The organism is Amycolatopsis sp. CA-230715 (genome assembly GCF_018736145.1).
Classification (GTDB): Bacteria; Actinomycetota; Actinomycetes; order Mycobacteriales; family Pseudonocardiaceae; genus Amycolatopsis.
The window spans coordinates 5,246,837-5,272,282 of sequence record NZ_CP059997.1; the positions used below are offsets into that span (position 1 = coordinate 5,246,837).

Sequence of the window (25,446 nt, forward strand, 5' to 3'; positions counted from 1 at the left end):
GGTAAGAAGACTCACACCGGCAGGAAGAACGGGGTGCACTTCGGCGCCGGCGCGTGCTCGGGGTCGAGCGCCTTCAGGATGTGCGCGGTGACGTTCGGGTCGACGGCCTGGCCGAGGTGGCCAACGACGTCCGATGGGCACTTGTCCTGCAGCACGATGTCGGTCGTGCCCGGTTCGCCGAGCACGCCGCTTGTGTACGGCGTGACCACCTGGTCGCCCTTGCTGACGATGCTGGTGTAGGTCGGTCCCGGCACCGAGATGCCGCCTTCGGCCAGCTCGTCTAGGAACGACGACGGGGGCAGGTACTCGTCGCACGGCCCGCAGCCCGCCTTCACGAGATCGCCGATCCCCGGCAGCTTCAGTAGCTCCTTGGCGAGCGCGTTTAGCCCGCTAAGTGTCGTCCCCCGGTAGTTGGCGCCGAAGCCGACGAAGTGCTTGACCTTGGCCGCCCCGCCCAGGTGCTTCAGGTAGTAGGCGGGCACGGTGCTGCCCTCGGAGTGCCCGACGATGTCGACCTTCGCCGCGCCGGTCTTGCCGAGCACCTTGTCGACGTAGGCGCTCAGCTCGGCCGCGCTCTTTCGCATCGGCTGCATGCCGCCGACGAACGGGCCGAGCAGCCCGGTCCCGTAGGTCGGCGCGAACACGCAGTAGCCCTGACCGGCGAGGGCGGGTCCGTTGTGGAACCAGTTGACGTCCGCGTTCGCGCCCATGCCGTGCACCAGCACGACCGGTTCGGGATGTGCCGCCGACGGCGTGCACGACCAGTCGTTCACCGCACCGTGGGAGACCGCGGCCTCCGCGGGGACGCTCGCGACGCCGAGACCGGCGAACGTGGCGGCCGCGGTGAGCGCCGCGGCCGCCAGCACGCGAAGCCTTCCTGACTTGCGGTCGTGCATGGGTGACCTCCTCGTCACGCGCGGGCAATGGCTCCCATCATGTCCGCGAGTGACCTGGACAACACCGGGTGCGGTCCAGAGTCCGGGGTCACTTCTCGTGAACGATCACAAACGAAGGAGTTCGGCGAGCTGCTCCGGGTCCACGTTCCCGCCGGAGAGCACCGCCACAGTCCTGCCCTGGGGCAGCTCGTCCGCGTGGAACAGGTGAGCCGCGACCCCGACGGCGCCGCTCGTCTCGGAGATCAGCCTTGCCTTGTGCGCGATCGTCCGCACGGCCTCGCGGATCTCGTTCTCGCTGACCGTGACGATCCCGTCCGCGTGCGCTTTCAGGTGGGCGAAGGTCAGCTCCGACGGCTGCGAGCGCAGGCCGTCGGCGATGGTGCGGGCGCGCCGGTCCATGGTCCAGTCCACGCGGGCGCCCGCGCGCAGGCCCTCCGCGGTGTCGGCGGCGAGTTCGGGTTCGGCGAGGAAGACCTTCACCGACGGCTTGAGCGCCTTGACCGCGGTGGCGATGCCCGACGCGAGCCCGCCGCCGCTGACCGGGATGAGCACGACCTCCACCTCGGGCAGGTCCTCGACGATCTCCAGGCCGATCGTGCCCTGGCCCGCGATCACGTCGCGGTGGTCGAACGGCGGGATGAGGGTGAGCCCGCGCTCGCGTGCGATTTCGTAGGCGCGCGATTCGCGTTCGCCGATCGGCACTTCGACGATTTCGGCACCGTGCGCGGCGGTCGCCTCGACCTTGATGCGCGGGGTGACGTCGGGGACCACGATGACCGCGGGAATGCCGAACTGCTTCGCCGCGAAAGCCACCGCTTGCGCGTGGTTGCCACTCGAATAGGCGACGACGCCGCGAGTGCGGGCGGGTTCGTCGAGCGAGGCGATCGCGTTGAACGCGCCGCGGATCTTGAACGCGCCGATTTCCTGCAGGCTTTCGGCTTTCAGCCACAGCGGGGAGCCGGTCGCCCACGGCTGCGGCAGCAGCGGGGTGCGCAGCGCGTGCGCGCCGATCCTGCCCGCGGCCGCGCGGATTTCCTCGATCGTCACCAGGTTCATGTTCCGATTATGTCAAGGAATTGTGAGCCCATGCCAGTCCATTGTGGACGTTCGGAGTGGTCCTGCTCACTGCCGGGCAACGAGGGAACCTTCCCAGGCGACATAACCGTTGGATAAAGAAGACGTCCGCGGGCTACCAGATCGGAACCATGGCGAACTCAACTTCCTCCCCCGGGGAGGGTGACAGAAAGACTGAGCAGGAAACGGCTTCAGCGGAGAAGTCGAAGATCAAGATCGCACAGGTCGTGGCGGCGGCGCTGGCCGCGGTGACCGCCGCCGTGCTCGGCTCGACGATCGGCGTCGCGGGAACGGTGGTCGGCGCCGGTATCGCGAGCGTGATCACCACGGTCGGCGGCGAGCTGTACCTGCGCTCGCTCAACCGCACGAAGGAAGCCGCGCAGCGCACGAAGGACCTGGCGAAGGCGCTCGCGGTCAAGGACGCGCGCGCGACAAGGGCACTGCCCGTGCAGTGGCCCGGCCAGCAGCAGCGCACGGCGCAGCACGGTGCGACCGCGTGGCCGACCGCCGACCAGGACGAGCAGGCGACGGTGCACCTGCCGATACCGGGCCCCGACGGCGAAGCCACCGTGCAGCTGCCGAAACCGGGCGAGACGATGCCGCCGCCGGACGAGCCGGGCAAGCTGCGGAAGCTGCGGTGGCCGCTGATCATCGGCACCAGCGCGGTCGCGTTCGTCGCTGCGATCGTGCTGATCACCGGTTTCGAGCTGACCACGGGCAACGCCATCTCCGGCGGCAACGGCACCACCGCGGGGCACCTGTTCGGCGGCGGGAAGCAGCAGGAAAAGCCGTCCGAGCAGCCCGCGCCACCGTCGCGGGAGAACCCCGGCGACGACCGGACCGGTTCGCCGAGCACGCCGCCGAGCAGCCAGCGGCAGGCGCCGCCGACGAGCGGTGAGCAGCAGCCGCCGCGCACGTCGACGCCGTCGACCGCGCCCAGCACGCCGAAGTCGTCGTCGAGCACCCCGACGCCGACGCAGTCCGAGGCGCCGCCCACCCAGGGCAACAGCGGCAACGGCGGGAACCCCGGCCGCGGGGCCGGGGACGACACGAACGCGGGATGACCCGCGAGCACGGCCCCGGAGTCCGGGGCCGTGCTCAGTCCACCGCGTCGATGGCCTGTCCGACCAGGTCCGGCGCGAGATCGACGACCACCTCGCCGCCCTCGGCGCGGCCCCGTTCGGAGATCGCCAGCCCGATCAGCGCGAGCGCGCCCGCCTGGTGCCGCACCTGCCGGTCACGGGGTCCTTCCGTCGCGGGAACCGGATCCGAGTCGTCGCGGCGCCACGCGGCCACGGCTTCGTCGGCGAGGTCGCGGGGGATCCGGACGGTGACCGGCGGCAGGTCGGCGTCGAGGAAGACTTCGCCGATCCGCGCGAGAGCGGCGGCTTCGGATCGGCGCGCGCTCATGACAACCGTCCACGAAGAGCGCGCGCCGCGGCAGCCGGGTCCTCGGCGCCGGTGATGGCCCGCACGACGACGATCCTGCTCGCGCCCGCTTCGAGCACCTGCGGGAGCCGTTCGCCGTCGATGCCGCCGATCGCGAACCACGGCCGCGCCGTGCCCGCTTCGGCGACCGCGCGCACCAGTGCGAGGCCGGGCGCGTCGCGGCCCGGTTTCGTCGGGGTCGGCCAGCACGGGCCGGTGCAGAAGTAGTCGACGCCGTCTTCGCGGGACGCCGCGCGCGCCTGCGCCTCGGAGTGGGTGGAGCGGCCGATCGCCACCGCGTCGCCGAGTACGCGCCTGGCCAGTGGCACCGGAATATCGTCCTGCCCGAGGTGCAGCACGTCCGCGTCGACGGCGAGCGCGATGTCGGCGCGGTCGTTGACCGACAGCAGCGCGCCGTGCCGCGCGCACGCCTCGGCGAGCACCTCGAGCGCGGCGATCTCGTGCTTCGCCTCCAGCGGGCCGTCGGCTCCCTTGTCGCGCAGCTGGATCACGTCGACGCCGCCGGACAGCGCCGCGTCGGCGAATTCGGCCAGGTCACCGCGGTCCCGCCGCGCGTCCGTGCACAGGTACAGGCGTGCGTCGTCGAGTCGTTTCCGGATCTGTTCACCAGTCAAGCCAGGCATGGCGCCACGGTAGCCCGCGCGCTACGGTGGGGTGGTCCGCACGGGAGCCCGAGGCACGGGCTGAGAGGGAGCCGCACCGCTCCGACCGTGGAACCTGATCCGGGTAATGCCGGCGCAGGGAGCGTGATCGGAAGTATGAGCGAAAACATCGTGATCGCCGGTGGTGGCGTCATCGGGCTGTCCGTGGCGTGGCGCGCCGCGGCGGCCGGCCACCGCGTCCGGCTCGTCGATCCGGAGCCCGGTCGTGGCGCGTCCTGGCTCGCGGGCGGCATGCTCGCTCCCGTCACCGAGGCTTGGCCAGGCGAGGAGGACACCCTCGACCTCGGCGGAGAATCGCTGCGGCGGTGGCCGGGGTTCGCCGAGGACCTCGCCGCCGACGCCGGGGACCCCGGCCTGTCCCGCGCGGGGACCGTCGTCGTCGCGCACGACAGCGCCGACGCCGAGCAACTGCGGGTGCTCGGCGAGTACCTGCTGTCGCTCGGCCGCTCCGCCGAACCGCTGACGGGCCGCGAACTGGGGCGGCTGGTTCCCGGCCTGTCCGTCCGAAGTGGACTGTCGGTGCCCGGGGATCTGGCGGTGGACAACCGGAAACTGCTCACCACGCTGCTGCGCGCCGCGCGCCGTCGTGGCGTCGAGTTCGTGCCGCACGAGGTCACCGAGATCCGGCCCGGTGCCGTGATCGCCGGAACCGAGCTGCGGTGCGACGTGGTGGTGATCGCCGCCGGTGCCCGCAGCGGCCGCCTGCACCCCGCGCTCGCCGGGCTCGTCCGCCCGCTGAAGGGGGAGATCCTGCGGCTGAAACCGGCACGCGGCTGCCTTCCCCTGCCGGGGCTCACCGTGCGCGCCGTCGTTGAGGGCAGGCCGATCTACCTCGTGCCGCGCGCCGACGGCGAGGTCGTGCTCGGCGCGACCCAGTACGAAGCCGGGTTCGACGAGACGGTCACCGCGAAGGGCGTCCGCGAGCTGCTGGAAGGCGCCGAGCGGATCTTCCCGTCGATCGCGGAGTACGAGCTGACCGAGATCGCCGCCGGGCTGCGCGCGGCCAGCGTCGACACGCTTCCGGTGCTCGGCGAGCTGGAGCCGGGCGTGCTCGCGGCGACCGGGCACCACCGCAATGGCCTGCTGCTCGCGCCGGTCACCGCGGACGCGGTGCTCGCGATGCTCGACGGGACACCGTTGCCGGAGCACGTCGCGGCGGCGGCGCCCGGCAGAGCCGAAAGGTGCGTGAACTGATGGAACTCCAGGTCAACGGCGACTGGCGGTCCTTCGCCGACGGCGCGACCGTGGCGCAGGTGCTCGCCGAACTGGGCACCGAGCCGCGCGGGGTCGCGGTGGCGGTGGACGGGCAGGTGGTCCGGCGCGGCGCGTGGGCGGAAACGGTACTGGCCCCCGGCGCGCGGCTCGAAGTGCTCACCGCGGTGCAAGGAGGCTGACATGACCGAACTTTTCGACGGCACCGGCGACGAACTCGTCATCGGCGGCCACAAACTGGCGTCACGGCTCATCATCGGCACCGGCGGCGCGGCGAACCTGAGCGTGCTCGAACGCGCGCTCGTCGCGTCCGGCACCGAGCTGACCACCGTCGCGATGCGCCGCGCCGATGTCGAAGGCGGCTCCGGCGTGCTGGACCTGGTGCGGCGGCTCGGCATCCGCCTGCTGCCGAACACGGCGGGCTGCCGCAGCGCCGCCGAAGCCGTGCTGACCGCGCAACTCGCACGCGAGGCGCTGGAGACCGACCTGATCAAGCTCGAAGTGCACGCCGACGAGCGGACCCTGCTGCCGGATCCCGTCGAAACCCTCGACGCGGCCGAACGGCTGGCCGCCGACGGGTTCACGGTGCTGGTCTACACCAACGACGACCCGGTGCTGGCGCTGCGGCTCGAAGAAGCGGGCTGCGCGGCCGTGATGCCGCTCGGCGCGCCGATCGGCACCGGCCTCGGCATCCGGAACCCGCACAACATCGAGCTGATCGTGTCGAGGGCCGGGGTGCCGGTGGTGCTCGACGCCGGGATCGGCACGGCCTCCGACGCCACGCTCGCGATGGAGCTGGGCTGCGACGCGGTACTGCTCTCGACGGCGGTCACCAGGGCGCAGGACCCGGAGCGGATGGCGTACGCGATGCGGTCCGCGGTGATCGCGGGCAGGCTCGCGCGCGCGAGCGGCCGCGTGCCCCAGCGCTTCTGGGCGCACGCCTCCAGCCCGCCGCGCTAGGAAGTGTTTTGGACGTGGTTTGCGTGGCGGTGCGGGTAGGAGAACCTGACGTGGCCCACCCGTCAGCCCGACCACCGCCCCTCACGGACGCGCTGCGCGCGACAGTGTCTTCACCACGCTGGCGCTGTCCTTGCCAGGAACCACGTCAGAACCTCCGGCGGTGCAAGGGGCTGGCCCACCTCAAGCGGCTCCGCCGCTTTTGAAACACGCGCCAGCGGCACCTCCGGGGGGAGAACGCATGCATCGATAGATGGAACTGTAATGCGCCACGGACGAACCTTTACCTGATTCTGTCGCTCGGACACGTATGGTTGTCGGCGCTTTGTCCGACTAGACCATTCCAGGAGCTTCCATGACCACGTCGTCCGCGCAGGATGTCTCGGGCAGGTTGTTTCTGGTGGTGGGCAGGCTTTCCCGGTCGTTGCGGCAGGCGGGCGCGCCCGGTCCCGGGCACGGCGCGATCTCCGCGCTGGCGACTTTGAGCCATTACGGCCAGCTCCGGCTCGGTGATCTCGCCGCGAAAGAAGGTGTGGCGGCGGCCACAATGTCGAGAATTGTCGCGTCGCTCGTGGAATCCGGTTATGTGCGACGTGAGGCCGATCCCGTCGACCGGCGGGCGTGGCTCGCCACGGTCACCGACGAGGGGGTCCGGATGATCTCCGGGGTCCGCTCGACCCGGATCCACGAGCTGGACCGGCGGCTCGAACGCCTCCCCGACGACCTGAAGCAGGCGCTGACGGCGGCGCTGCCCGCGCTCGAAGCGCTCATCTCCGAGGAAGAGTGAGCGCTCAGCCGGTCGGCGCCCCCGCCCGCAGCTCGGCGACTTCGGCCCGCAGCGCGCGCAGCTCGTCGAGGATTTCGCGGTTCGCGGCGGCCTGCTCTTCGGCCTGCTTCGCCTCTTCTTCGCGGATGTCCTCCCGCAGCTCGCTCTCCATCCCGCTCACCACCACCGCGATGAACAGGTTCAGCACCGCGAAGCTCGACACCAGGATGTAGACCACGAAGAAGATCCACGCCATCGGCGCCTGCGTCATGATCTCCTTCGCGATGTCCGGCCACGCCTCGCCGGTCATCACCTGGAACAGGGTGAACAGCGACGTGCCGAGATCGCCGAAGTTGTCCGGCGAAATGCCGCCGAAGAGCTTGGTCGCCATCACGCCCGCGACGAAGATGATCAGCCCGAGCAGCGCCGCGATCGAAGCCATTCCCGGGATCGCGGTGAGCAGGCCGGACACGACCTTGCGCATCGACGGCACCACGGAGATCAGCCGCAGCACGCGGAGCACCCGCAGCGCGCGCAGCACCGCGAACGGCCCGGTCGCCGGTATCACCGCGATCCCGATGATCACCAGGTCGAACACGTTCCACGAATCACGGAAGAACCGGCCGCGGTAGGCGTAGAGCTTCGCGAGCAGTTCGGCGACGAAGATGCTCAGCGCGATGTGGTCGAGCGTGTGCAGGAGGCCGCCGAACTCGGCGAGCAGCCTCGTCGACGTCTCCATGCCCAGCGTCGCCGCGTTGAACACGATCACCGCGATGATGAAGTTGCCGAAGCGCCTGCTCTCGACCAGCCGCGCCACCCGGTCTCGTCCGGTCAAGACCATCCCCCGATCCGGTAAAGGAGTCGCAAATACCCGACCGGATGCTATCGAGCGGCGCGCGGAGCCCACTCGCGCGCACTGGTGAAGGCCAAAGCCGTACCCAGAAAAATGGGGTGTCTGTCCGTGTTCTTCTTGTGCGGCAACGGTGTTCGCCCGCGTGCTCAGTCCGCTTCCGGCGCCAGCCGCCAGAACGCGGAGACCGGCCCGACCTTGGCGCCCATCGGGTAGGAGTTCTCCACGGCCTTGCTGACGAACGCCTTCGCGAAGCGCGCCGCGTCCGGGACGGTCATGCCGCGCGCGAGGCCCGCGGTCAACGCGGACGCCATGGTGTCGCCGGCGCCGTGCGTGTGCGGGGTGTCGAAGCGGGGGCCGGGCAGCTCGATGAACGTGGAGCCGTCGAAGAGCAGGTCGACGCATTCCGGGTCGTCGACCAGGTGACCGCTCTTGACCAGCACGTAGCGCGGGCCGAGCCGCTGGAGGGTGACCGCGGCGGCGTACATCTGCTCGCGGTCGCGGACCTCGGTGCCGGTGAGCAGGCGCACCTCGTCGAGGTTCGGGGTCAGCACGGTCGCACGGGGGAGCAGCTCGTCGCGGACCGCGGCGAGGCCGTCCTCGTCGAACAGCGGGTGGCCGTGCATGGACGCGGCGACCGGGTCGACGACGAACGGGATCCGGTGGTCGCGGCCGATTTCGTGCTCGTCGCAGGCGGCGGCGACCGCGCGGATGATCTCGGCGGAGGCGAGCATGCCGGTCTTGGCCGCGCCGACGCCCATGTCGGAGGCGACCGCGCCGATCTGGCCCGCCACGATGTGCGGCGGCAGGTCGGCGCGGTCGTGCACGCCGAGGGTGTTCTGCACGGTGACCGCGGTGACCGCGACGAGCCCGTGCACGCCGCAGGTCAGGAAGGTGCGCAGATCGGCCTGGAGGCCCGCGGCCCCGCCGGAGTCGGAGCCCGCGATGGTCAGCGCGGACGGGGGACTGGCTGCTGTCATGCCCTCAGTTTCCCTCCCGCCTTCCGTTGTGAGCCAACTGGTTGCCCTTTCTTCGCGCGGCCGTGTCCTGCTGGGCAGAGTGTGTACGGGGACGAACTCGAAGGGAACTCAGGTATGCGGCGGTTCGCGGTGGTTGCGGCGGGTGTACTGGCGGCGGGTGCGCTGGCGGGGACGGCGAACGCCGATCCGGCGAAGTTCTCCGGCAGCACCTCGGTCGGCGTGCACAACACCTACGAGACCGGTACCTACGACTACCTCGCCCGCGCGCTCGACGCCGGCACCGGCCTGATCGAGCTGGACGTGTGGCCCGACATCTTCACCAAGGAGTGGAAGGTCAGCCACAGCAACCCGTTCGGCAATTCGAACAACTGCGTCGAGGCGTCCTCGCCCGCCGACCTGTACACCGGCGGGAAGAACAAGAACCTCGAACACTGCCTCGACGACATCAGGGTCTGGTTCGCCGCGCATCCCGACAAGGGCCCGCTCGTGCTGAAGCTCGAAATGAAGACCGGGTTCTCCGCGAACACCGGGCTGGGTCCCGACCGGATGGACCAGACCTTCCGCGATCACCTCGGCGGCGCGGTCTACCGGCCGGCCGATCTGCTCGGCGGGCACGCCTCGCTCGACGAAGCGTCCAAAGTGGACGGTTGGCCGTCGCGCGATGCCTTGCGGGGCAAGGTGATCGTCGAGATCATCCCGGGTACCGTCGAAGAGGGGAACCCGACGGACACGCTCAAGACGGACGTCGAGTACGCGGGTCACCTGCGCTCGCTCGCCGCGGCGGGCAAACTCGGCGACGGGCAGATCTTCCCCGCCGTGCACGGCGCGGCGGGCGGCGACCCGCGCGGCAAGTACGCCGACGCGGGCCTGCGGCCGTGGTTCGTCGCGTTCGACGGCGACGCGAGCGCGTACGTCAACGGGATCGACACGTCCTTCTACGACCGGAACCACTACCTGCTGGTGATGACGGACGCGCACAACGTGGCACCCAAGATCGACTCGCGGAACCCGACCGAACAGCAGGCGGCCGACCGGGCGGCGCAACTCGCGAAGGCGCACGCGTCCGTGCTGACCTCCGACTGGGCGGGCCTTTCCCCGGTGCTGAGCAAGGTCCTGCCCCGCGGCTGACGGTTCTCCGGGCGGGCCCAGTCTGCCCCGAAAGTGACCTTCGGGGCGCTCAAGTCCCCGAAAGCCACCTTCGGGGCATCGCCGAGGCGGCAGAAGCCCTTGCCAGAGCAGAGAAGATCGTGGAGCTGGCGTCCCTGATGGCCACCATGAGGCCACCGATCGAGGTCCCCGGAAGTCCCTGCGGACGTTCGCGATCGCCTACGGTGAAACCCTTATGACCGGGTCGTTCTGGTGGGATCTGCTGATCGGCGTCGCCGCGGCGCTGGTGCTGTGCTGGCTCGCGCTCGTGGTCGTGCTGGTGCTCGCCCGGCCGCGCGGCGGGCTGCTCTCCGAAGCGTTGCGGCTGCTGCCCGACGTGCTTCGCCTGCTGCGCCGCCTCGCCGCCGACCGGACCCTGCCGAGGGGCGTCCGGATCAGGCTGGGCCTGCTGCTGGCCTACCTCGCCCTGCCGATCGACCTGGTGCCCGACTTCATCCCCGTGCTGGGCTACGCCGACGACGCGATCATCACCACCGTCGTGCTGCGCGGCGTCGTCCGCCGTGCCGGGATCGACGCCGTCCGCGCGCACTGGCCCGGCACCGACGACGGCTTCGCCGCCCTCACCCGGATCGCGGGCCTGCGCCGATAGCGTCAGTGGGCGAGCCGCCAGAACGGGGAAACCGGGCCGACGCCCTTGCCCAGCGCGTAGGACTCCGCCACCGCGCGTTCGATGAACCGCTTGCCGTCGGCGACGGCGTCCGGCACGCCGAGGCCCTTCGCCAGCGACGCGGTGATCGCCGAGGCGAGCGTGTCCCCGCCGCCGTGGGTGTTTTCCGTGTCGTGCCGGGGCCCGGACAGCTCGACGAACTGGGTGCCGTCGGAGAGCAGGTCCACGCAGTCCGGCGCGTCGTACAGGTGCCCGCCCTTGACCAGCACCCACCGCGGCCCGAACTCCAGCAGCGCCTTCGCGGCGTCGCGCTGGGATTCGGCGCCGGTCACGGTGACGCCGGTGAGCAGGCGGACCTCGTCCAGGTTCGGCGTCACCAGTGTCGCGCGGGGGAACAGCTCGGTGCGGATCTTTTCGAGCGCCTCCTCCCGTAGCAAGGCATCGCCGTGCATGGACGCGGCGACCGGGTCCACCACGAACGGCGTCTCGAACGACTGTCCGATGTGGACATCGTCGAGGGTGCTCGCCACCGCGGAGATGATCTCGGCGGTGGCGAGCATGCCCGTCTTGGCCGCGTCCACGCCCATGTCCTCGGCGACGGCCTTGATCTGGCCGGTCACCGTGTCTACGGGAACCTCGGAGAACCCTTGCACGCCAAGGGAGTTCTGCACGGTGACCGCGGTCAGCGCGACCAGCCCGTGCACCCCGCACGCGAAGAACGTGCGCAGGTCGGCCTGGATGCCCGCGCCACCACCGGAGTCGGAACCGGCGATGGTCAGCGCGGTGCGGGGTGTCGCGGTCACGGCTGGCTGACCACCGGCAGGTACACCTGGTTGCCGTGCTCACCGAACTCGGCGGCCTTCTCCTGCATACCAGCTTCGATGGCCTCCACAGTGGACAGACCGTGCTCGTCGGCGTACTTGCGGATGTCCTGGGTGATCCGCATCGAGCAGAACTTCGGCCCGCACATCGAGCAGAAGTGCGCCGTCTTCGCGGGCTCGGCAGGCAGTGTTTCGTCGTGGTAAGCGCGCGCGGTGTCCGGATCGAGCGCCAGGTTGAACTGGTCGTTCCAGCGGAACTCGAAGCGCGCCTTGGACAACTGGTCGTCCCACTCCTGCGCGTGCGGGTGCCCCTTGGCGAGATCGGCGCTGTGCGCGGCGATCTTGTAGGTGATCACCCCGGTCTTCACGTCGTCCCGGTTCGGCAGCCCGAGGTGCTCCTTCGGCGTCACGTAGCACAGCATCGCGGTACCGGCCCAGCCGATCTGCGCGGCACCGATCGCGGAGGTGATGTGGTCGTAGGCCGGTGCGATGTCCGTCGCGAGTGGACCGAGCGTGTAGAACGGCGCCTCGCCGCACAGCTCTTCTTCGAGCCGCACGTTCTCCAGGATCTTGTGCATCGGCACGTGGCCGGGGCCTTCGATCATCACCTGCACGTCGTACTCGCGAGCGATGTGCGTAAGCTCGCCGAGGGTTTCCAGTTCGGCGAACTGCGCGCGGTCGTTGGCGTCGGCGATCGAGCCGGGACGCAGCCCGTCACCGAGCGAGAACGTCACGTCGTACTCGCGCAGAATCTCGCACAGCTCGCGGAAATGCGTGTACAGGAAGGATTCCCGGTGGTGCGCGAGGCACCAGGCGGCCATGATCGACCCGCCGCGCGAGACGATCCCGGTGACCCGCTTCGCGGTGAGCGGGATGTAGCGCAGCAGCACGCCCGCGTGCACCGTCATGTAGTCGACGCCCTGCTCGCACTGCTCGATCACGGTGTCGCGGTAGATCTCCCAGGTGAGCTTTTCCGGCTCCCCGTTGACCTTTTCCAGCGCCTGGTAGATCGGCACCGTGCCGACCGGCACCGGCGAGTTGCGGACGATCCACTCGCGCGTCTCGTGGATCCGCTTGCCGGTGGACAGGTCCATGATCGTGTCGGCGCCCCAGCGGGTGGCCCACACCATCTTGTCGACCTCTTCCTCCACAGAGGACCAGACGGCCGAGTTCCCCATGTTCGCGTTGATCTTCACCAGGAAGTTCTTCCCGATGATCATCGGTTCGCTCTCGGGATGCTTGCGGTTGGCCGGGATCACCGCGCGCCCGCTCGCCACCTCGTCGCGGACGAACTCGGGGTCGAGCCGTTCGCGCGCGGCGATGTACTCCATCTCCCTGGTCACCGCGCCCGCCCTCGCCCAGCCGAGCTGGGTCTTGTGCTCGCGGCCGTCGGCCCAGCCAGCCCGAAGCGGATACAGTCCTTTGTGGACGTCGATCTCGGCTTCGGCGTCGGTGTACGGGCCGGAGGTGTCGTAGACGTCGAAGTGCTCCCCGTTCGACAGGTCGATCCGGCGGGCAGGAACCCGCAGCCCGGATTCGGTGCGGTGGTAGACCTTGCGGCTTCCGACGATCGGCCCCGTGGTCACGCTCGGCTGCACGTGGGCGTTGTTTTCCAGCGTCGTCAAGACATTCACTCCCTACGCCGGCATTACCCGGTCAGGTTCATGCGGTCGGCGGCGCCGGGTCCGGGATACGGACACCAGCCACCCTCTCAGCCCGCCAAAGCGCGAGCTCCCGCTGTCTGTTTCTGAAGTTGTCCCCCGACCATGCCACGCGCCCGGCAACTACTCAAGTCCGGGTTTCCCCCGTAGCAGGTGAAGATTTCACCGGATCAGCCCATGCGGATCCGGTCGATCCGGGCAAGACTCGCACTGCTTCTGTAACGGTGCAGAGAGGGGCGAGGGATGCGCAAGGTCGTTGCCGCCGCACTCGGCGGGCTCCTGGTCGCGGGTCTGGTGCCCGCGTCGGCGGTGGCCACGCAGCGGGACGAGGCGCCAGGCGCGCCGGGCGCGCACCCGAGCTGGCTGCCCGCGGACAAGACCGGGTTCGGCGGCTCGCGCGGCACGGCGAGCACCGCGTGGTTCACCCTGCAGGGTGGCCGGATGTCCGAGGTGTACTACCCGGACCTGTCCACGCCGTCGATCCGTTCGCTCGACTTCGTGGTGACCGACGGCCGCGATTTCGCCACCGTCGATGCCACCGCCAAGTCCCAGCGGGTCGAGCGCGTCGGCACGGACACGCTCACCTACCGGCAGACGATCACCGACGACCGCGGCCGATGGCGCCTGCGCAAGACCTACGTCACCGACCCGGCGCGCGCGAGCGTCTCGGTGAGCGTCGACTTCGATTCACTCACCGGCCGCCCGTACGAGCTGTACGCGGTGCTGGACCCGGACCTGACCAACGACGGCGCGGACGACTCGGCACGGGTCGACGGCACCGCGATGCTCGCCCACGACGCGAAAACCGCCGCCGCGTTCGCCGCGAGCCCCGCGTTCACCAAGACCAGTGTCGGCTACTCCGGCGCGTCGGACGGCATCACCCAGCTGACCAAGACCCGCAAGCTCGAACCGTACGCCGCGGCCCAGCGCGGCAACGTCGTGCAGACCGGGCAGGCCGCCGTCGACGGGCTGCGCTCGCGGCACGTCGAGCTGGCGATCGGGCTCGGCGCCGGGGAAGCCCCGGCGGCGGAAGCGGCGAAAGGCAGTCTGCGGCAGGGATTCCGGTCCGTCCAGCACGCCAACGAAAGTGGCTGGCGGCACTACCTCGACGGATTGCCCGGCGCGCCGGGTTCGTTGCGGACCGGCAAGGAGCGCGATCTCTACCGCGCGTCCGTGCTGATGCTCGCCGCGAGCGAAGACAAGCAAAACCCCGGCGCGTTCGTCGCGTCGCCGAGCATGCCGTGGCGGTTCGGCAACAACAACGGCGACTTCTCGCCATCGGGCACCTACCACCTGGTGTGGCCGCGCGACCTCTACCAGATCGCGACCGGTCTGCTCGCCGCCGGTGACCGGCGGGCGGCCGAGCGCGCGCTCGCGTACCTGTTCGAAACGCAGCAGCTCCCGGACGGCCACTTCCCGCAGAATTCCAAAGTGGACGGAACGCCGGTGTGGAAGTCCGTTCAGCTCGACGAAACCGCGTTCCCGATCGTGCTCGCCGCCCAACTCGGGCGGACGGATGCGAAAACGTGGCAGGGCGTGCGGAAAGCTGCGGAGTTCCTGTTGTCCTACAAGGGAGAAAAGGGACAGCCGTCGCCGTACACGCAGCAGGAGCGCTGGGAGGAGCAGGACGGGTACTCGCCGTCGACGATCGCTTCGGTGATCGCGGGACTGGTGTGCGCGGCGGAACTGGCCAAGCACAACGGTGCCGCGGCGGACGCCGATCGCTACCTCGCGGCAGCGGACAGGTTCCGGCACGACCTGCCCGCGCAGACCGTCACCACGAACGGCCCGCTGTCGAAGGACCCGTACTTCGTGCGGCTCACCAAGGACGGTGACGCGAACTCGGGCGCGAAGTACAACCTCGGCAACTCGAGCATCACCATGGACCAGCGCGCGGTGACCGACGCGGGCTTCCTGGACCTGGTGCGGCTCGGCGTCTACGCGCCCGGCGACCCGACCATCCGGAACAGCGTCAAGGTGACCGACGGGCAGATCGCGTTCACCACGCCCACCGGTCAGTTCTGGCACCGCTACACCGCCGACGGCTACGGCGAACTCGCCGACGGCTCGCCGTGGGACTTCACCTTCCCCGCGGAGAGCAGGACGACGTTCGGACGGCTGTGGCCGCTGCTCGCCGGTGAACGCGGCGAGTACGACCTCGCGAACGGCGACAAGGAATCGGCCCAGCGCCGGCTGCGAGACCTGGGCCGCGTCGCGAGCGCGGGCGACACCATGCCCGAGCAGGTGTGGGACGAGAACGCGCCGTCGGGACGGCCGGGGTTCCCCACCGGGCGGCCCAACGCGTCGGCGACACCGCTGGCCTGGACGCACGCCCAGTACCTGCGGCTCGCCTGGGACGTCCAGCAGGGCGCGGTGACCGAACAACCCCGCGCCGTGCGCTGCCGGTACGTCGGCTGTTAGTAAGTGTTTTGGACGTGGTTTGCGTGGCGGTGCGGGTAGGAGAACCTGACGTGGCCCACCCGCCAGCCCGACCACCGCCCCTCACGGACGCGCTGCGCGCGACAGTGTCTTCACCACGCTGGCGCTGTCCTCGCCAGGAACCACGTCAGAACCTCCGGCGGTGCGAGCTGACGGCCCAACCTCAAACGGCTCCGCCGCTTCTGAAACACGCGTTAGGAGCTGGCGGCTGGCTCCGGCAGCCAGCTGTTGCCGGGCACGCCCCACGCGTTCGACTTGAGCATCTTCTTCGCCGCGCGCGCGTGCCGCCCGACGAGCCGGTCGAGGTAGATGTACCCGTCGAGGTGGTCGGTCTCGTGCTGGAGGCACCGCGCGAAGTAGCCGGTGCCCTCCACCTCGATCGGGTTGCCCTCGATATCGGAGCCGGTGACCTTCGCCCAGCTCGCGCGCCCGGTCGGGTACGACTCGCCCGGCGCGGAGAGGCAGCCCTCCCAGTCGTTGTCCGGATCGGGCATGGTCTCCGGGATCTCCGAGGTCTCCAGCTTCGGGTTGACCACGATGCCGGTGTGCCGCTTGCCGGTGTCGTCGGGGCAGTCGTAGACGAAGACCCGCAGGTCGATGCCGATCTGGTTCGCCGCGAGCCCCACCCCCTCGGCCGCGTACATGGTCTCGAACATGTCGTCGGTCAGGGTGCGCAGCGCGTCATCGAACTCCGTCACCTCGCGGGTGGGGTTGTGCAGCACCGGGTCGCCTGCGATGCGAATGGGATGAACGGTCACGGGCGGGAGTTTAGTTCGGCGTTTCTGTCGGTGGGCTCTGGTACTCATGGAGGTCCGTGACGCGCCGGGGTAGATACCGACCGTGACCGTGCCCGGCGTGGTTCAATGGCCGGGCGCGGGAATGACAGGCGTGTGATTCGGCTGCGTCCGGGTCGCACGCGGTGGAGCACCGGCGTGCCAGCAACGAGCGCGAACCTGATTGCGAGGAGTCAGATGGACGCGGCGGAGTCGATGGCGGAAGGACAGCCATCCCCTCCCGAACCGGCCGGGGGACTCACGCGCCGGGAGCAGGAAGTGCTGGCCTTCGAACGCCAGTGGTGGAAGTACGCCGGCGCCAAGGAACAGGCCATCCGCGAGCTCTTCGCCATGTCGTCGACGCGCTACTACCAGGTGCTCAACCAGCTGATCGACAAAGAGGAAGCCCTCAGCGCCGACCCGATGCTCGTGAAGCGGCTGCGCAAGATGCGCGCCGCGCGGCAGCGGAACAGGGCGGCACGGAAACTGGGGATCGAACTCCCATGAGCGGCGGCGACGACCGCGGTGAGCACGTCCTGAGCGGTGACGACCGCGGGGAGAACTTCCATGAGCTTCTTTGACGGGATGTCCCGTCCGTTCCGCCTCGGCGGGATCGTGCTGATCGGCGTCGCGGTCCTCGCCGCCGTCGTCGGCACCACGGTCGCGCTGACCGGCAACGACTCCGACCAGAACAACGCGGCGCCGTCGCCCTCGTCGTCGGCGCCGCCGAACCAGGCCAGCCCGCCACCGGGGCAGCCGTCCTCGCCGCCCGCTTCGTCGTCGCCGCCGCCGTCCAGCTCTTCGGCGACCCCGCCGCCGAGCAGCCCGCCCGCCTCGCCCGCCCCCGGCCAGCCCGGCGGCCCGCCCGCACCGGGGCAGCCGGGTGGCCAGCCCGGCGACACCGGCAGCAACCAGCAGGTCGTCGCCAAGTGGGTCACCGTGCGCGTCTACAACAACAGCATGATCCACGGCCTCGCCGCCCGTGCCGCCGACGATCTGCGGCGCCAGGGCTGGAACGTGGCCGAGGTGAGCGGCTACCCGTCGGGCATCATCCCGACGACCACCGCCTTCTTCCGCCCCGGCACCGACGAAGAGGCCGCCGCGAAGGCGCTGGCCGCGTCGTTCGGCATGCGCGCCGAGCCCCGTTTCCAGGGCATCCAGCAGTCCAGCCCCGGTGTCATCGTGATCGTCACCAACGACTACAAGGGCAGCGCGAACAACAAGGGCAGCTGACCCGCCCGAAGTCCCTGATGGCCACCATGACGGCATTCAGTGCCGTGATGGTGGCCATCACGGCATCAGGAGCTTCTGCCCGGCAGGAGCGAAGCGCCTCGGAATTTCCGCGAACACTCGCGCGGGCTTCGGTCAAGAGCCGAGTATGACCGCTATGAGCGTGCCGGTGGACGACGATCTGGAGCGCCCGCCGCTGACCGGGATCGCGGCGGGCGCCGTTCTGACCAGGTTGTACGACACCCACGCCAGATCGCTGCACCGCTACCTCAGCAGACGGCTGGATCCGTCCACAGCGGACGATCTGGTCGCCGAAACCTTCCTCGTCGCGTGGCGGACGCGCGAGAAGTACCGCCCGGACCTGGGGACCGTGCGGGGCTGGCTGTTCGGCATCGCGACCAACCTGCTGCGCGGGCACCGGCGCAGTGAGGTCCGGGGCCTGCGCGCGTTGGCCAGGGAATCCGCGGCCGTCGAGGTGGGCGAGGCCGCGGACGTCCTCGCGGTCCGGCGCGCGCACGCGGCTTCGTTGACCGGCCCGCTCGCGGCCGCGCTCGCTAAGCTCCGCCCGGACGACCGCGACGTGCTGCTGCTCGTCGCGTGGGCCGAGCTGAATTCCACGGAGGTCGCCGAGGCACTGGGCATCCCGGCCGCGACCGCTCGCACCCGGCTGCACCGCGCCCGCCGCGCCGTCCGCAGGCACCTTCCCGACCAGCACGAGGAAAACGATCATGCCTGACCAAGACACCCTCGCGAAGCTACGCGCCAAGGTTCCCGACATGACCGATCAGGCCTTCGATGCCGGACGCGCCGCGCTGCTCGCTGCGATCGCCGAAGAAACCCACCCGGGGGTCACCGTCCTCCAGTTCGCGCCGCGAGGGGAACGCAAGCGCCGCCGCGTTCTGCCGTTCGCGTCGGCCGCCGCCGCGCTGGCCCTGCTCGCGGGCGGCACCGCGGTGGTGCTCGACAACATCGACCACGGCGGATACGTCGCCCCGGCGAGCGGGTACGCGACACCGCCACCGGAGCCGACCGGGGTCGACGTGCCGCTGCCGCCGATGTCGGACAAGCCCTACAACGCCGCCGCGGATCTCGCCCGCATCGCGGCCGACCCGCCGATGCCGCCAGGCAGCTACCTGTACGTGAACGCGCGCACACTGCAGCCTGGTAATGGCGGCCCGGTCACCGATGTCGTGACCACCTGGGTTCCGGCTGGCGCCGATGTCGACCGGGACTGGCGGCGTACCAACGGCGGCGCCATGGAACCGAAGACCTGGACCGCCCGCGGCGGGGAGTACTCACCACCGCGCGGGGCAGGAGGTAGCTGGAACGCGGAAGGGGGCTTGTCCTCGCCGTCGCACCGGTTCCTGCTGAACCTGACTCGCGATCCGAAAGCGCTTTTCGCGCAGATCGCGGCGACCGCGGGCAACAGCGCCGGGGAGTTCTTCGACCTGATGGCCGAAGAACTCAACGACGGCTGGATGCCGCACGACCTGCGCGCGGCGTTCTTCGGCGCGCTGGCCTACCACCCGTGGGTCACGGTGGACAAGAACGCGCACGCGCCGGACGGCGCGGCAGCCATCTCGCTCAGCGCGAACCGCGGCATGATGAAGGAGACGCTCTTCTTCGATCCCGTCTACGCGCGGTTCATCGGCCAGCGCAACACCGTGAATCACGTCCCCAGCGGTTCCGGCGACATGCTGGTCATAGATCCTCCGGCGAGGCCAGGGGCGAAGTTCCTGGAGTCCACTATGGACTACGCGGTGGTGCCGTCGATCGGCGCGAAACCCCAGTGAGGCCTCAGGACTGGCGGTTCTCGGCGTAGGCTTCGAGCGATTTGAGCTGAGCCGGGTCGAGCGAGGGGCGCACCCGTTCCCGCGCGGTAGCCAGGTGTGCCGCGGTCACCTCGGTGGCCTCCAGCGACTCCCGCATCGCGGTCAGCGCGGCCTCCCTGACCAACGCCGCGCAGTCCGCCGCCGAGTAACCCTCCAAAGTGGACGCGTAGTCGGCCAGGTCCACATCGGACGCCAGCGGGGTGTTCTTCGCGGTGGCCTTCAGGATTTCCGCGCGCGCCTCGGCGTCCGGCGGCGGCACGTAGACCAGCCGCTCCAGCCTGCCCGGCCGCAGTAGCGCCGGGTCCACCAGCTCGGGGCGGTTGGTGGCGCCGAGCACCACGACCTCCCGCATCGGCTCGACACCGTCCAATTCGGTCAGCAGTGCGGCGACCACGCGATCGGAAACGCCGGAGTCGCTCGACTGGCCGCGGCGCGGGGCGAGCGCGTCGATCTCGTCGAGGAACACCAGTGACGGCGCGGCTTCGGCGGCGCGGCGGAACAGTTCGCGCACCGCGCGCTCCGATTCGCCGACCCACTTGTCCATCAGCTCGGCGCCCTTGACCGCGAACACGTTCAGCGCGCCCGTTCCGGCGAGCGCCCTGATCAGGTAGGTCTTGCCGCCGCCGGGCGGGCCGTAGAGCAGCACCCCGCGCGGCGGCGCGACACCCAGGCGCGCGAACGAGTCCGGGTAGCGCAGCGGCCACAGCACGGCCTCGGTGAGCGCCTGCTTCACTTCGGTCATGTCGCCGACGTCGTCGAGCGTCAGCCCGCCGGTGGCGAGATTGTCCGAAGTGGACATCGAGATCGGGCGGACGGTGCCGAGCGCGTCGAGCAGGTCCTGCTGGGAGATCCGCGGCTCGTCGGCTTCGCGCTGGCGGAGCGCGGCGCGCAGTGCCGCGTCGCGCCGCAGCGCGACGAGGTCCGCGGCGACGAAACCCGGCGTCCGCTCCGCGACGACCGCGAGATCGACGCCCGCTTCGAGCGGCGCGTCGCGCAGGAGCACGCGCAGCAGTTCGGCGCGCACCTTGGCGTCCGGGAGCGCGACCGCCAGTTCGCGGTCGAGCAGATCGCCCGCGCGCAGCCGGGGGTCGACCCCTTCCGGCCGCGACGACGTCGCCACCACGGCGAGCCCGTCGTTGCCGAGCGCGCGGCGCAGCTCCTCCAGCAGCACCGTGGCGAGCGGCGGCGGCTGCGACGCCGGGAGCAGCGCGTCGATGTCGGTGATCAGGACGACGGTGTCCGCCGGGTCCTTCTCGGCCTTCGCTAGAGTCTCGCGGACCTTTGCGGCGGCCGCGTTCGGCTCCAGCACGGCGATGCCCGGCGCGGCGAGCGCGATCACGCGCACGTTTTCGGCCGCGGCGACCGAGCGCACCAGCGTCGCCTTGCCCGCGCCTTCCGGGCCGGAGACGAGCACGCCGAGCCGGGTGGACGTGCCGAGCTTGGCGAGCAGGTCCGGCCGGTGGAAGGCGAGGTCGAACCACTCGATGAGCTTGCGCGCGGCCGATTCCGCACCGGCGAGGTCCGCGATCGCGGGCACCTCGGCCTCTTCCGGGGTTTCGGCGGTGTCCACTGTGTCCTCGACGATTTCGGCGTCGATGAAATCGTCCCCGCCGCTCACCGCGCGCGTGGAAGCGACGATCTCGCCCCCGGCGCGCGGGGCTTCCGGCTCGGCAGCGGCGGGACGCGCGCCGTCGCGCCAAGTGACCACAGTGGACGGTCCAACCGCGACGACGCCGCCGGGATCGGTCGCGGACACGGTGAGCAGTTCGTTGGTCCAGGTGGCGCCGATCGACCGCGACAGCTGACCGCGCACCCCGATCACGTCCGAGCCGGGCGGCGGCGCGAGATCCTGCGGCAGCAGGGAAACCGCGTCCCCGACGGTGAGCACCTTGCCGATCAGCGCGAGCCGCAGCGTGTGCGGCGAAAGGGCGGTGCTGGCCAGCCGCGAGCCCGCGACGGTCACCGTGCGCGCCACGGTCACCTCGGCGGGCGAGAGCACCACCTCGGATCCTTCGCTGACCCCGAGGTTCGACATCGTCACGTCGTCCGCGAGCACGATGCCGGGAATGGCACCGTCGGCGGCGGGCGCGGCGAGCGCGGCACTGGACCGCGCGCCGGTGAGCCGCACCGCGTCCCACTCGCGCAGGCCGAGCGCGTCGAGCACCTCGGGGTGCAGCCGCACGACACCGCGCCGGGTGTCCAAAGCGGAGGGCGTGAGCCGGACGGTCAGCGTGATCTGAGGTGACGACACCCCGCAACCCTAATGGTTGCCGCGCTGCCGCAACCCGATGCGGCGCCAGCTGCGGCGCCGCTGCCCCGAGCCGTCGCCGTCGCCCCGGCCGTTCTGGCCGGCGCGGTACGAGCCCGACGGGTACCCGCCGTGCCCGTTGCGCTGCAACCGCACGGCGCGGCGCGCGGCACCGGCGACCCGCCCGCTGATCGGGCGGCGAAGGCCGAGCCTGCGCTGGTTCCGCGAACGCCGGATCGTCCTGCGCTCGCGCGGCGGGACGTCCCACGCCTCCGGGTGGTTCGCCAGCCAGCGGTGCCGGTACACCGAGTACGGCACGTGCGCGAGGTAGAGCACCAGCGCGACGGCGAGCGAGATCAGCGGGAAGGAGATGATCGCCGCGGCCAGCAGCCCGACGCCGACGAGCAGCGGCGCGACGAACTTCGGCGACGCCTTCACGGTCTTCAGCGACAGCGTCGGGATCCTGCTGATCAGCAGCGCCGCGATGGCGACCGTCCAGATCCAGGTGAACCACTGCGACGACCACCAGCTGTTGCCGAACTGGAGGGTGACGATCAGCGGCAGCAACCCGAGCAGGCCACCGGCGGGCGCGGGCACGCCGACGAAGAACTCCGACGCGTACGGCGGCTGTTCGGTGTCGTCGAGGAAGGTGTTGAACCGCGCGAGCCGCAGCACCATGCACACCGCGAAGACCAGCGACGCGATCCAGCCGATGCGCTCGCCGTCGGCGTGCCACACGTACAGCACGAGCGCGGGAGCCACGCCGAAGGAGATGGCGTCGGACAGGGAATCCAGCTCCGCGCCCATCTTGGACGTCGCGTCGAGCAGGCGCGCGATGCGGCCGTCGAGGCTGTCGAGTATCGCCGCGATGCCGATCGACGCGATCGACATCTGGTAGTTGCCGATGAGCGCGAACTGCACCGCCGACAGCCCGGCGCACAGCGCGAGCACGGTGATCGCGTTCGGCAGCAGCCGGACACCGGGGGTGGTCCGCGCCATCATCGCGATCGCCCCGGCAGCTCGGCGATCGGTGTTTCGCCGCCGATGGTCCGCTGGCCCTTGCGGACCAGCAGCGTGCTGCCGGGCGGGAGGTACAGGTCCACGCGCGAACCGAACCGGATCAGGCCGTAGGTGTCCCCGGCGCCGACCTTCTCGCCTTCGGAGACCTGGCAGACGATCCGGCGCGCGACGAGCCCGGCGATCTGCACGACGACGAGTTCGTGGCCGTCGTCGGTGCGCATGAGCACCGAGTTGCGCTCGTTGTCCTCGCTGGCCTTGTCGAGGTCGGCGGAGAGGAACTTTCCCGGCCGGTAAGCGATCTTCTCGATCACGCCCGCCGCGGGCGTGCGCTGGACGTGCACGTCGAACACCGACAGGAACACGCTGACCCTGGTGCGGGGTTCGGCGGGGAGGCCGAGTTCGGCGGGCGGCACGGCGTCCTCGATGAGGGACACCAGCCCGTCGGCGGAGGCGATCGCGAGGCCGGGCCGTGTCGGCGGCACGCGGCGCGGCTCGCGGAAGAAGGCGGCGGTGGCGACCGTGGCCAGCGCGCCGAGTGTGCCGAGCGGCTTGGAGAAACGGCGCAGCAGCAAGGTCGCGGCGGCACCGCCGAGCACGAACGGGCGCCCTGCCGGGTGCATCGGCGGCAGCGTCTCGCGGGCCAGTTCGATGGCGTGGGCGATGGGGTTGCTCGCTGGCGCCGGCTTACCGGGCGAGGTGGCGCTCATCTGGTCGGAATACCCCGTTTTGTCGTGGTGGCCGTGTGCCGCACACGCTACCGCTCGCACGGCCGGGCCGGGCCGGGCCGGGCCCAGCCGGTGCGCGTCCGTTGCTCCGGCGTGGCGATCATCACCGCCGCGCGCATCCCCCCGCCGGGGTTTTCGGGCTAACGGTTCGTGGTCGTCGCCGATTGCATTCCGTAGTAGTCGCAGGGAGGACGAGGTGTACGTGATCACGGACAGGCTGGCCGTGCTCTTCGCGGCATGGCGTGCCGAGATCATCTCGGCGCCGTTGCCGCCGCTGCCCGAGCGGGCGGTGGCGTTGCGGGCGATCGAGCGGGGACGCCGGGTGGATGCGTCCCCCGACGACGCACCCACCCGGTCGGGTACCGCGGTGGCCGCAAGAGGATCAGTTTAGAGGCGCACGGCCGGAATGTGACCACCTGTCGGCGAAACGTTACCAACGGTCACGATCGTTGCGCCGGTCGCTGACGCCCGTGACGAGCCGGAGGATCACCAGCAGCAGGATGGCGCCGAGCACGGCGACGCCGAAACTCGGGAAGTCGAAGTCGAACGTGCGCTCCTTGCCGGTGGCCAGGCGGTAGACGAACCCGCCGAGCGCGGCGCCGAGCACCCCGACGAGCACGCTGAACAGGCATCCCCGGCGGCGGTCGCGGCCGCCGATCACCACGTTCGCCGCCCAGCCCGCGAGCGCGCCGAAGATGATCCACGAGAAAATGCCCATCGCGCTACTCATGACCCAAGGCTACCGAGCGTCAGAGCAGCAGGACGTCGACCTCGTCGCCCTCCGCGGCCTCGGTGACGTCCTCGCCGAGCACGATCAGGCAGTTCGCCTGCGTGAAGGCGGCCAGCAGATGCGATCCCGGCCCGCCTCGGGGCCCGACCTCGCCGGTGACCTCGCCCTCGGCGTGGGAGTAGAAACCGCGCCGGAACTGGCGCTTCCCCTTCGGCGAGTTCAGCGATTCGGTGAGCCTGGCGCGCACCCTCGTCCGGTCCGCCACCGCGTGCCCGAGCGAGGTGAGCAGCGCCGGCCGCAGGAACGCCTCGAACGACACGAGCACGCTCACCGGGTTGCCCGGCAGCGTCACCACCGGAACCCCGTTCCAGCGGCCGCAGCCCTGCGGCCCGCCCGGTTGCATCGCGACCTTCCCGAACTCCACGCCCGCGCTGGTCAGCGCGTCCTTCACCACCTCGTACGCACCCGCGCTCACCCCGCCGGAGGTGATCAGCAGGTCCGCCGCGGCCAGTTTCGGCTCCAGCACCGCGCGGAACTCCGCGACGTCGTCGACCACCGCGCGCACCACCTCGACTCGGCACCCGAGCGAGGACAACGCCGCGGCCAGCATCACGCTGTTCGACTCGTAGATCTGCCCGTGCCGCAGTTCGTCCGGCGGCGTCACGAGTTCGGACCCGGTGGACACCACGAGCACCCTCGGCGGCACCCGCACCGGCAGCTCGGCGATCCCGACCGCCGCCGCGAGCCCGAGCTGCGCCGGTCCGAGCACGGAACCGGACGGCAGCGCGACCGTGCCCCTGACCACGTCCTCGCCGGTGCGGCGCAGGTGCGTGCCCGGCGCGGACGGCGCGTGCACACGCACCACGTCACCGGGAGCCGACGCGAACGAACCGGCGTCGGTGTTCTCCACCATCACGACGCTGTCCGCGCCGACGGGCACCGGCGCGCCGGTCATGATCCGGTGCGCGGTCCCGGGCAGCAGCGCGGGTACGTCGACGAGGCCAGCCGGGATGTCCGCCGCGACCGGCAGCTCGACCGGCCGCTCCCGGCTCGCGCCGACCACGTCCACCGACCGCACCGCGTACCCGTCCATCGCGGAGTTGTCGAACGGCGGCAAGGAAACCCCGGCTCGGACGTCTTCTGCCAGCACCAGCCCGTCGCACGCGGCGAGCGGGAGCACGGCGACCGCCGCGTCGCCGAGCAGGGCGGTCACCGTCGCGCGGTACTCGTCTACTCCGATCACGCGCTCATCCTGCCTCCTCCGCGGCTTTTCCGGCATGCCACCCGTCTGGCGTAGCCGGTCGTGCGAAACTCTCTGCGCTCGCGTCGCGCGTCCTATCTCGACAG

Annotated in this window: 27 protein-coding genes and 1 riboswitch; of the genes, 13 read left to right on the forward strand and 14 right to left on the reverse strand. The window is 70.7% G+C overall.

Annotated features, from left to right (window positions below):
• Positions 1-11 precede the first annotated feature (11 nt).
• Together HUW46_RS25310 and HUW46_RS25315 are read right to left on the reverse strand one after the other, a co-directional pair.
• Positions 12-896, reverse strand: a complete 885-nt coding sequence (locus tag HUW46_RS25310) for an esterase/lipase family protein (RefSeq protein WP_215541310.1) — start codon at positions 894-896, stop codon at positions 12-14.
• 105 nt (positions 897-1,001) lie between these two features.
• Complete coding sequence (locus tag HUW46_RS25315; RefSeq protein ID WP_215541311.1) at positions 1,002-1,952, reverse strand: threonine ammonia-lyase; 951 nt, start codon at positions 1,950-1,952, stop codon at positions 1,002-1,004.
• Positions 1,953-2,101: 149 nt separating this feature from the next.
• Between HUW46_RS25315 and HUW46_RS25320 the strand changes: the two genes are divergently transcribed.
• Positions 2,102-3,034, forward strand: a complete 933-nt coding sequence (locus HUW46_RS25320; RefSeq protein ID WP_215541312.1) for a hypothetical protein — start codon at positions 2,102-2,104, stop codon at positions 3,032-3,034.
• 34 nt (positions 3,035-3,068) lie between these two features.
• Here the strand turns inward: HUW46_RS25320 and HUW46_RS25325 are convergent, their stop codons facing one another.
• Together HUW46_RS25325 and thiE are read right to left on the reverse strand one after the other, a co-directional pair.
• Positions 3,069-3,380, reverse strand: coding sequence for a hypothetical protein (locus HUW46_RS25325; protein WP_215541313.1), 312 nt, complete (start codon positions 3,378-3,380; stop codon positions 3,069-3,071).
• Positions 3,377-4,042 (reverse strand): thiamine phosphate synthase, encoded by a 666-nt coding sequence (thiE, locus tag HUW46_RS25330; protein ID WP_215541314.1) that lies wholly within the window; start codon positions 4,040-4,042, stop codon positions 3,377-3,379. The genes HUW46_RS25325 and thiE overlap by 4 nt, the downstream gene beginning before the upstream one ends.
• Positions 4,043-4,072: 30 nt before the next feature.
• A riboswitch (TPP riboswitch) is annotated at positions 4,073-4,180 on the forward strand.
• On the opposite strand from thiE, the gene thiO reads away from it, so the two are divergent.
• The 4 genes from thiO (at position 4,178) to HUW46_RS25350 (ending at position 7,037) form a co-directional block, all read left to right on the forward strand.
• A complete protein-coding gene (gene thiO / locus HUW46_RS25335) occupies positions 4,178-5,275 on the forward strand; it encodes a glycine oxidase ThiO (protein ID WP_215541315.1) in 1,098 nt (365 codons plus the stop codon). It overlaps the preceding riboswitch by 3 nt.
• On the forward strand, positions 5,275-5,475 hold the full coding sequence (gene thiS / locus HUW46_RS25340; protein ID WP_215541316.1) for a sulfur carrier protein ThiS: 201 nt from the start codon (positions 5,275-5,277) through the stop codon (positions 5,473-5,475). Before thiO ends, thiS begins: the two co-directional genes overlap by 1 nt.
• 1 nt (position 5,476) lies before the next feature.
• A complete protein-coding gene (locus HUW46_RS25345; RefSeq protein ID WP_215541317.1) occupies positions 5,477-6,253 on the forward strand; it encodes a thiazole synthase in 777 nt (258 codons plus the stop codon).
• Between the two features lie 352 nt (positions 6,254-6,605).
• Positions 6,606-7,037: a MarR family winged helix-turn-helix transcriptional regulator gene (locus tag HUW46_RS25350; protein ID WP_215541318.1), complete on the forward strand. Its 432-nt coding sequence runs from the start codon at positions 6,606-6,608 to the stop codon at positions 7,035-7,037.
• Positions 7,038-7,041: 4 nt separating this feature from the next.
• Here the strand turns inward: HUW46_RS25350 and HUW46_RS25355 are convergent, their stop codons facing one another.
• Both HUW46_RS25355 and thiD (HUW46_RS25360) read right to left on the reverse strand, forming a co-directional pair.
• The gene (locus tag HUW46_RS25355; protein WP_215541319.1) at positions 7,042-7,851 is read right to left on the reverse strand and encodes an ion transporter; all 810 of its coding nucleotides are present in this window, start codon (positions 7,849-7,851) and stop codon (positions 7,042-7,044) included.
• A gap of 164 nt (positions 7,852-8,015) precedes the next feature.
• Positions 8,016-8,846 carry a bifunctional hydroxymethylpyrimidine kinase/phosphomethylpyrimidine kinase gene (thiD, locus tag HUW46_RS25360; RefSeq protein ID WP_215541320.1) on the reverse strand — a complete coding sequence of 277 codons (831 nt, stop codon included), beginning with the start codon at positions 8,844-8,846 and terminating at the stop codon, positions 8,016-8,018.
• A gap of 114 nt (positions 8,847-8,960) precedes the next feature.
• On the opposite strand from thiD (HUW46_RS25360), the gene HUW46_RS25365 reads away from it, so the two are divergent.
• Both HUW46_RS25365 and HUW46_RS25370 read left to right on the forward strand, forming a co-directional pair.
• Complete coding sequence (locus tag HUW46_RS25365) at positions 8,961-9,974, forward strand: phosphatidylinositol-specific phospholipase C domain-containing protein (protein ID WP_215541321.1); 1,014 nt, start codon at positions 8,961-8,963, stop codon at positions 9,972-9,974.
• Between the two features lie 214 nt (positions 9,975-10,188).
• A complete protein-coding gene (locus HUW46_RS25370) occupies positions 10,189-10,602 on the forward strand; it encodes a YkvA family protein (protein WP_215541322.1) in 414 nt (137 codons plus the stop codon).
• A 2-nt stretch (positions 10,603-10,604) separates the two neighbouring features.
• Here HUW46_RS25370 and thiD (HUW46_RS25375) read toward each other — a convergent pair whose 3' ends face one another.
• Positions 10,605-11,423 carry a bifunctional hydroxymethylpyrimidine kinase/phosphomethylpyrimidine kinase gene (gene thiD / locus HUW46_RS25375; RefSeq protein WP_215541323.1) on the reverse strand — a complete coding sequence of 273 codons (819 nt, stop codon included), beginning with the start codon at positions 11,421-11,423 and terminating at the stop codon, positions 10,605-10,607.
• Positions 11,420-13,066, reverse strand: a complete 1,647-nt coding sequence (gene thiC, locus HUW46_RS25380; RefSeq protein WP_305858948.1) for a phosphomethylpyrimidine synthase ThiC — start codon at positions 13,064-13,066, stop codon at positions 11,420-11,422. Before thiC ends, thiD (HUW46_RS25375) begins: the two co-directional genes overlap by 4 nt.
• A 279-nt stretch (positions 13,067-13,345) precedes the next feature.
• Here thiC and HUW46_RS25385 point away from each other — a divergent pair, with 279 nt between their 5' ends.
• A complete protein-coding gene (locus HUW46_RS25385) occupies positions 13,346-15,523 on the forward strand; it encodes a glycoside hydrolase family 15 protein (protein ID WP_215541324.1) in 2,178 nt (725 codons plus the stop codon).
• Between the two features lie 212 nt (positions 15,524-15,735).
• On the opposite strand, the gene HUW46_RS25390 is transcribed toward HUW46_RS25385, so the two are convergent.
• A complete protein-coding gene (locus HUW46_RS25390; protein ID WP_215541325.1) occupies positions 15,736-16,299 on the reverse strand; it encodes a peptide deformylase in 564 nt (187 codons plus the stop codon).
• Positions 16,300-16,512: 213 nt separating this feature from the next.
• Here HUW46_RS25390 and HUW46_RS25395 point away from each other — a divergent pair, with 213 nt between their 5' ends.
• The 4 genes from HUW46_RS25395 (at position 16,513) to HUW46_RS25410 (ending at position 19,337) form a co-directional block, all read left to right on the forward strand.
• On the forward strand, positions 16,513-16,821 hold the full coding sequence (locus HUW46_RS25395) for a DUF3263 domain-containing protein (protein WP_215541326.1): 309 nt from the start codon (positions 16,513-16,515) through the stop codon (positions 16,819-16,821).
• A 60-nt stretch (positions 16,822-16,881) separates the two neighbouring features.
• Positions 16,882-17,547 (forward strand): LytR C-terminal domain-containing protein, encoded by a 666-nt coding sequence (locus HUW46_RS25400; RefSeq protein WP_215541327.1) that lies wholly within the window; start codon positions 16,882-16,884, stop codon positions 17,545-17,547.
• A 145-nt stretch (positions 17,548-17,692) separates the two neighbouring features.
• On the forward strand, positions 17,693-18,280 hold the full coding sequence (locus HUW46_RS25405; RefSeq protein ID WP_254124898.1) for an RNA polymerase sigma factor: 588 nt from the start codon (positions 17,693-17,695) through the stop codon (positions 18,278-18,280).
• Complete coding sequence (locus HUW46_RS25410) at positions 18,273-19,337, forward strand: hypothetical protein (protein ID WP_215541328.1); 1,065 nt, start codon at positions 18,273-18,275, stop codon at positions 19,335-19,337. The genes HUW46_RS25405 and HUW46_RS25410 overlap by 8 nt, the downstream gene beginning before the upstream one ends.
• 4 nt (positions 19,338-19,341) lie before the next feature.
• Here HUW46_RS25410 and HUW46_RS25415 read toward each other — a convergent pair whose 3' ends face one another.
• Genes HUW46_RS25415 through HUW46_RS25425 form a run of 3 tightly spaced genes read right to left on the reverse strand, consistent with a single transcriptional unit; the run spans position 19,342 to position 23,351 of the window.
• The gene (locus HUW46_RS25415) at positions 19,342-21,627 is read right to left on the reverse strand and encodes an AAA family ATPase (RefSeq protein WP_215541329.1); all 2,286 of its coding nucleotides are present in this window, start codon (positions 21,625-21,627) and stop codon (positions 19,342-19,344) included.
• 9 nt (positions 21,628-21,636) lie between these two features.
• Positions 21,637-22,626, reverse strand: coding sequence for a CDP-diacylglycerol--serine O-phosphatidyltransferase (gene pssA, locus HUW46_RS25420; protein ID WP_215541330.1), 990 nt, complete (start codon positions 22,624-22,626; stop codon positions 21,637-21,639).
• Positions 22,623-23,351 (reverse strand): phosphatidylserine decarboxylase, encoded by a 729-nt coding sequence (locus HUW46_RS25425; RefSeq protein ID WP_215541331.1) that lies wholly within the window; start codon positions 23,349-23,351, stop codon positions 22,623-22,625. The genes pssA and HUW46_RS25425 overlap by 4 nt, the downstream gene beginning before the upstream one ends.
• Positions 23,352-23,565: 214 nt before the next feature.
• On the opposite strand from HUW46_RS25425, the gene HUW46_RS25430 reads away from it, so the two are divergent.
• Entirely contained in the window at positions 23,566-23,760 is a 195-nt protein-coding gene (locus HUW46_RS25430; protein ID WP_254124900.1) for a hypothetical protein, read from the forward strand.
• A gap of 39 nt (positions 23,761-23,799) precedes the next feature.
• On the opposite strand, the gene HUW46_RS25435 is transcribed toward HUW46_RS25430, so the two are convergent.
• Both HUW46_RS25435 and moeA read right to left on the reverse strand, forming a co-directional pair.
• Positions 23,800-24,087: a GlsB/YeaQ/YmgE family stress response membrane protein gene (locus HUW46_RS25435; RefSeq protein WP_215550102.1), complete on the reverse strand. Its 288-nt coding sequence runs from the start codon at positions 24,085-24,087 to the stop codon at positions 23,800-23,802.
• Between the two features lie 31 nt (positions 24,088-24,118).
• Positions 24,119-25,342: a molybdopterin molybdotransferase MoeA gene (gene moeA, locus HUW46_RS25440; RefSeq protein WP_215541332.1), complete on the reverse strand. Its 1,224-nt coding sequence runs from the start codon at positions 25,340-25,342 to the stop codon at positions 24,119-24,121.
• Positions 25,343-25,446: the final 104 nt, after the last annotated feature.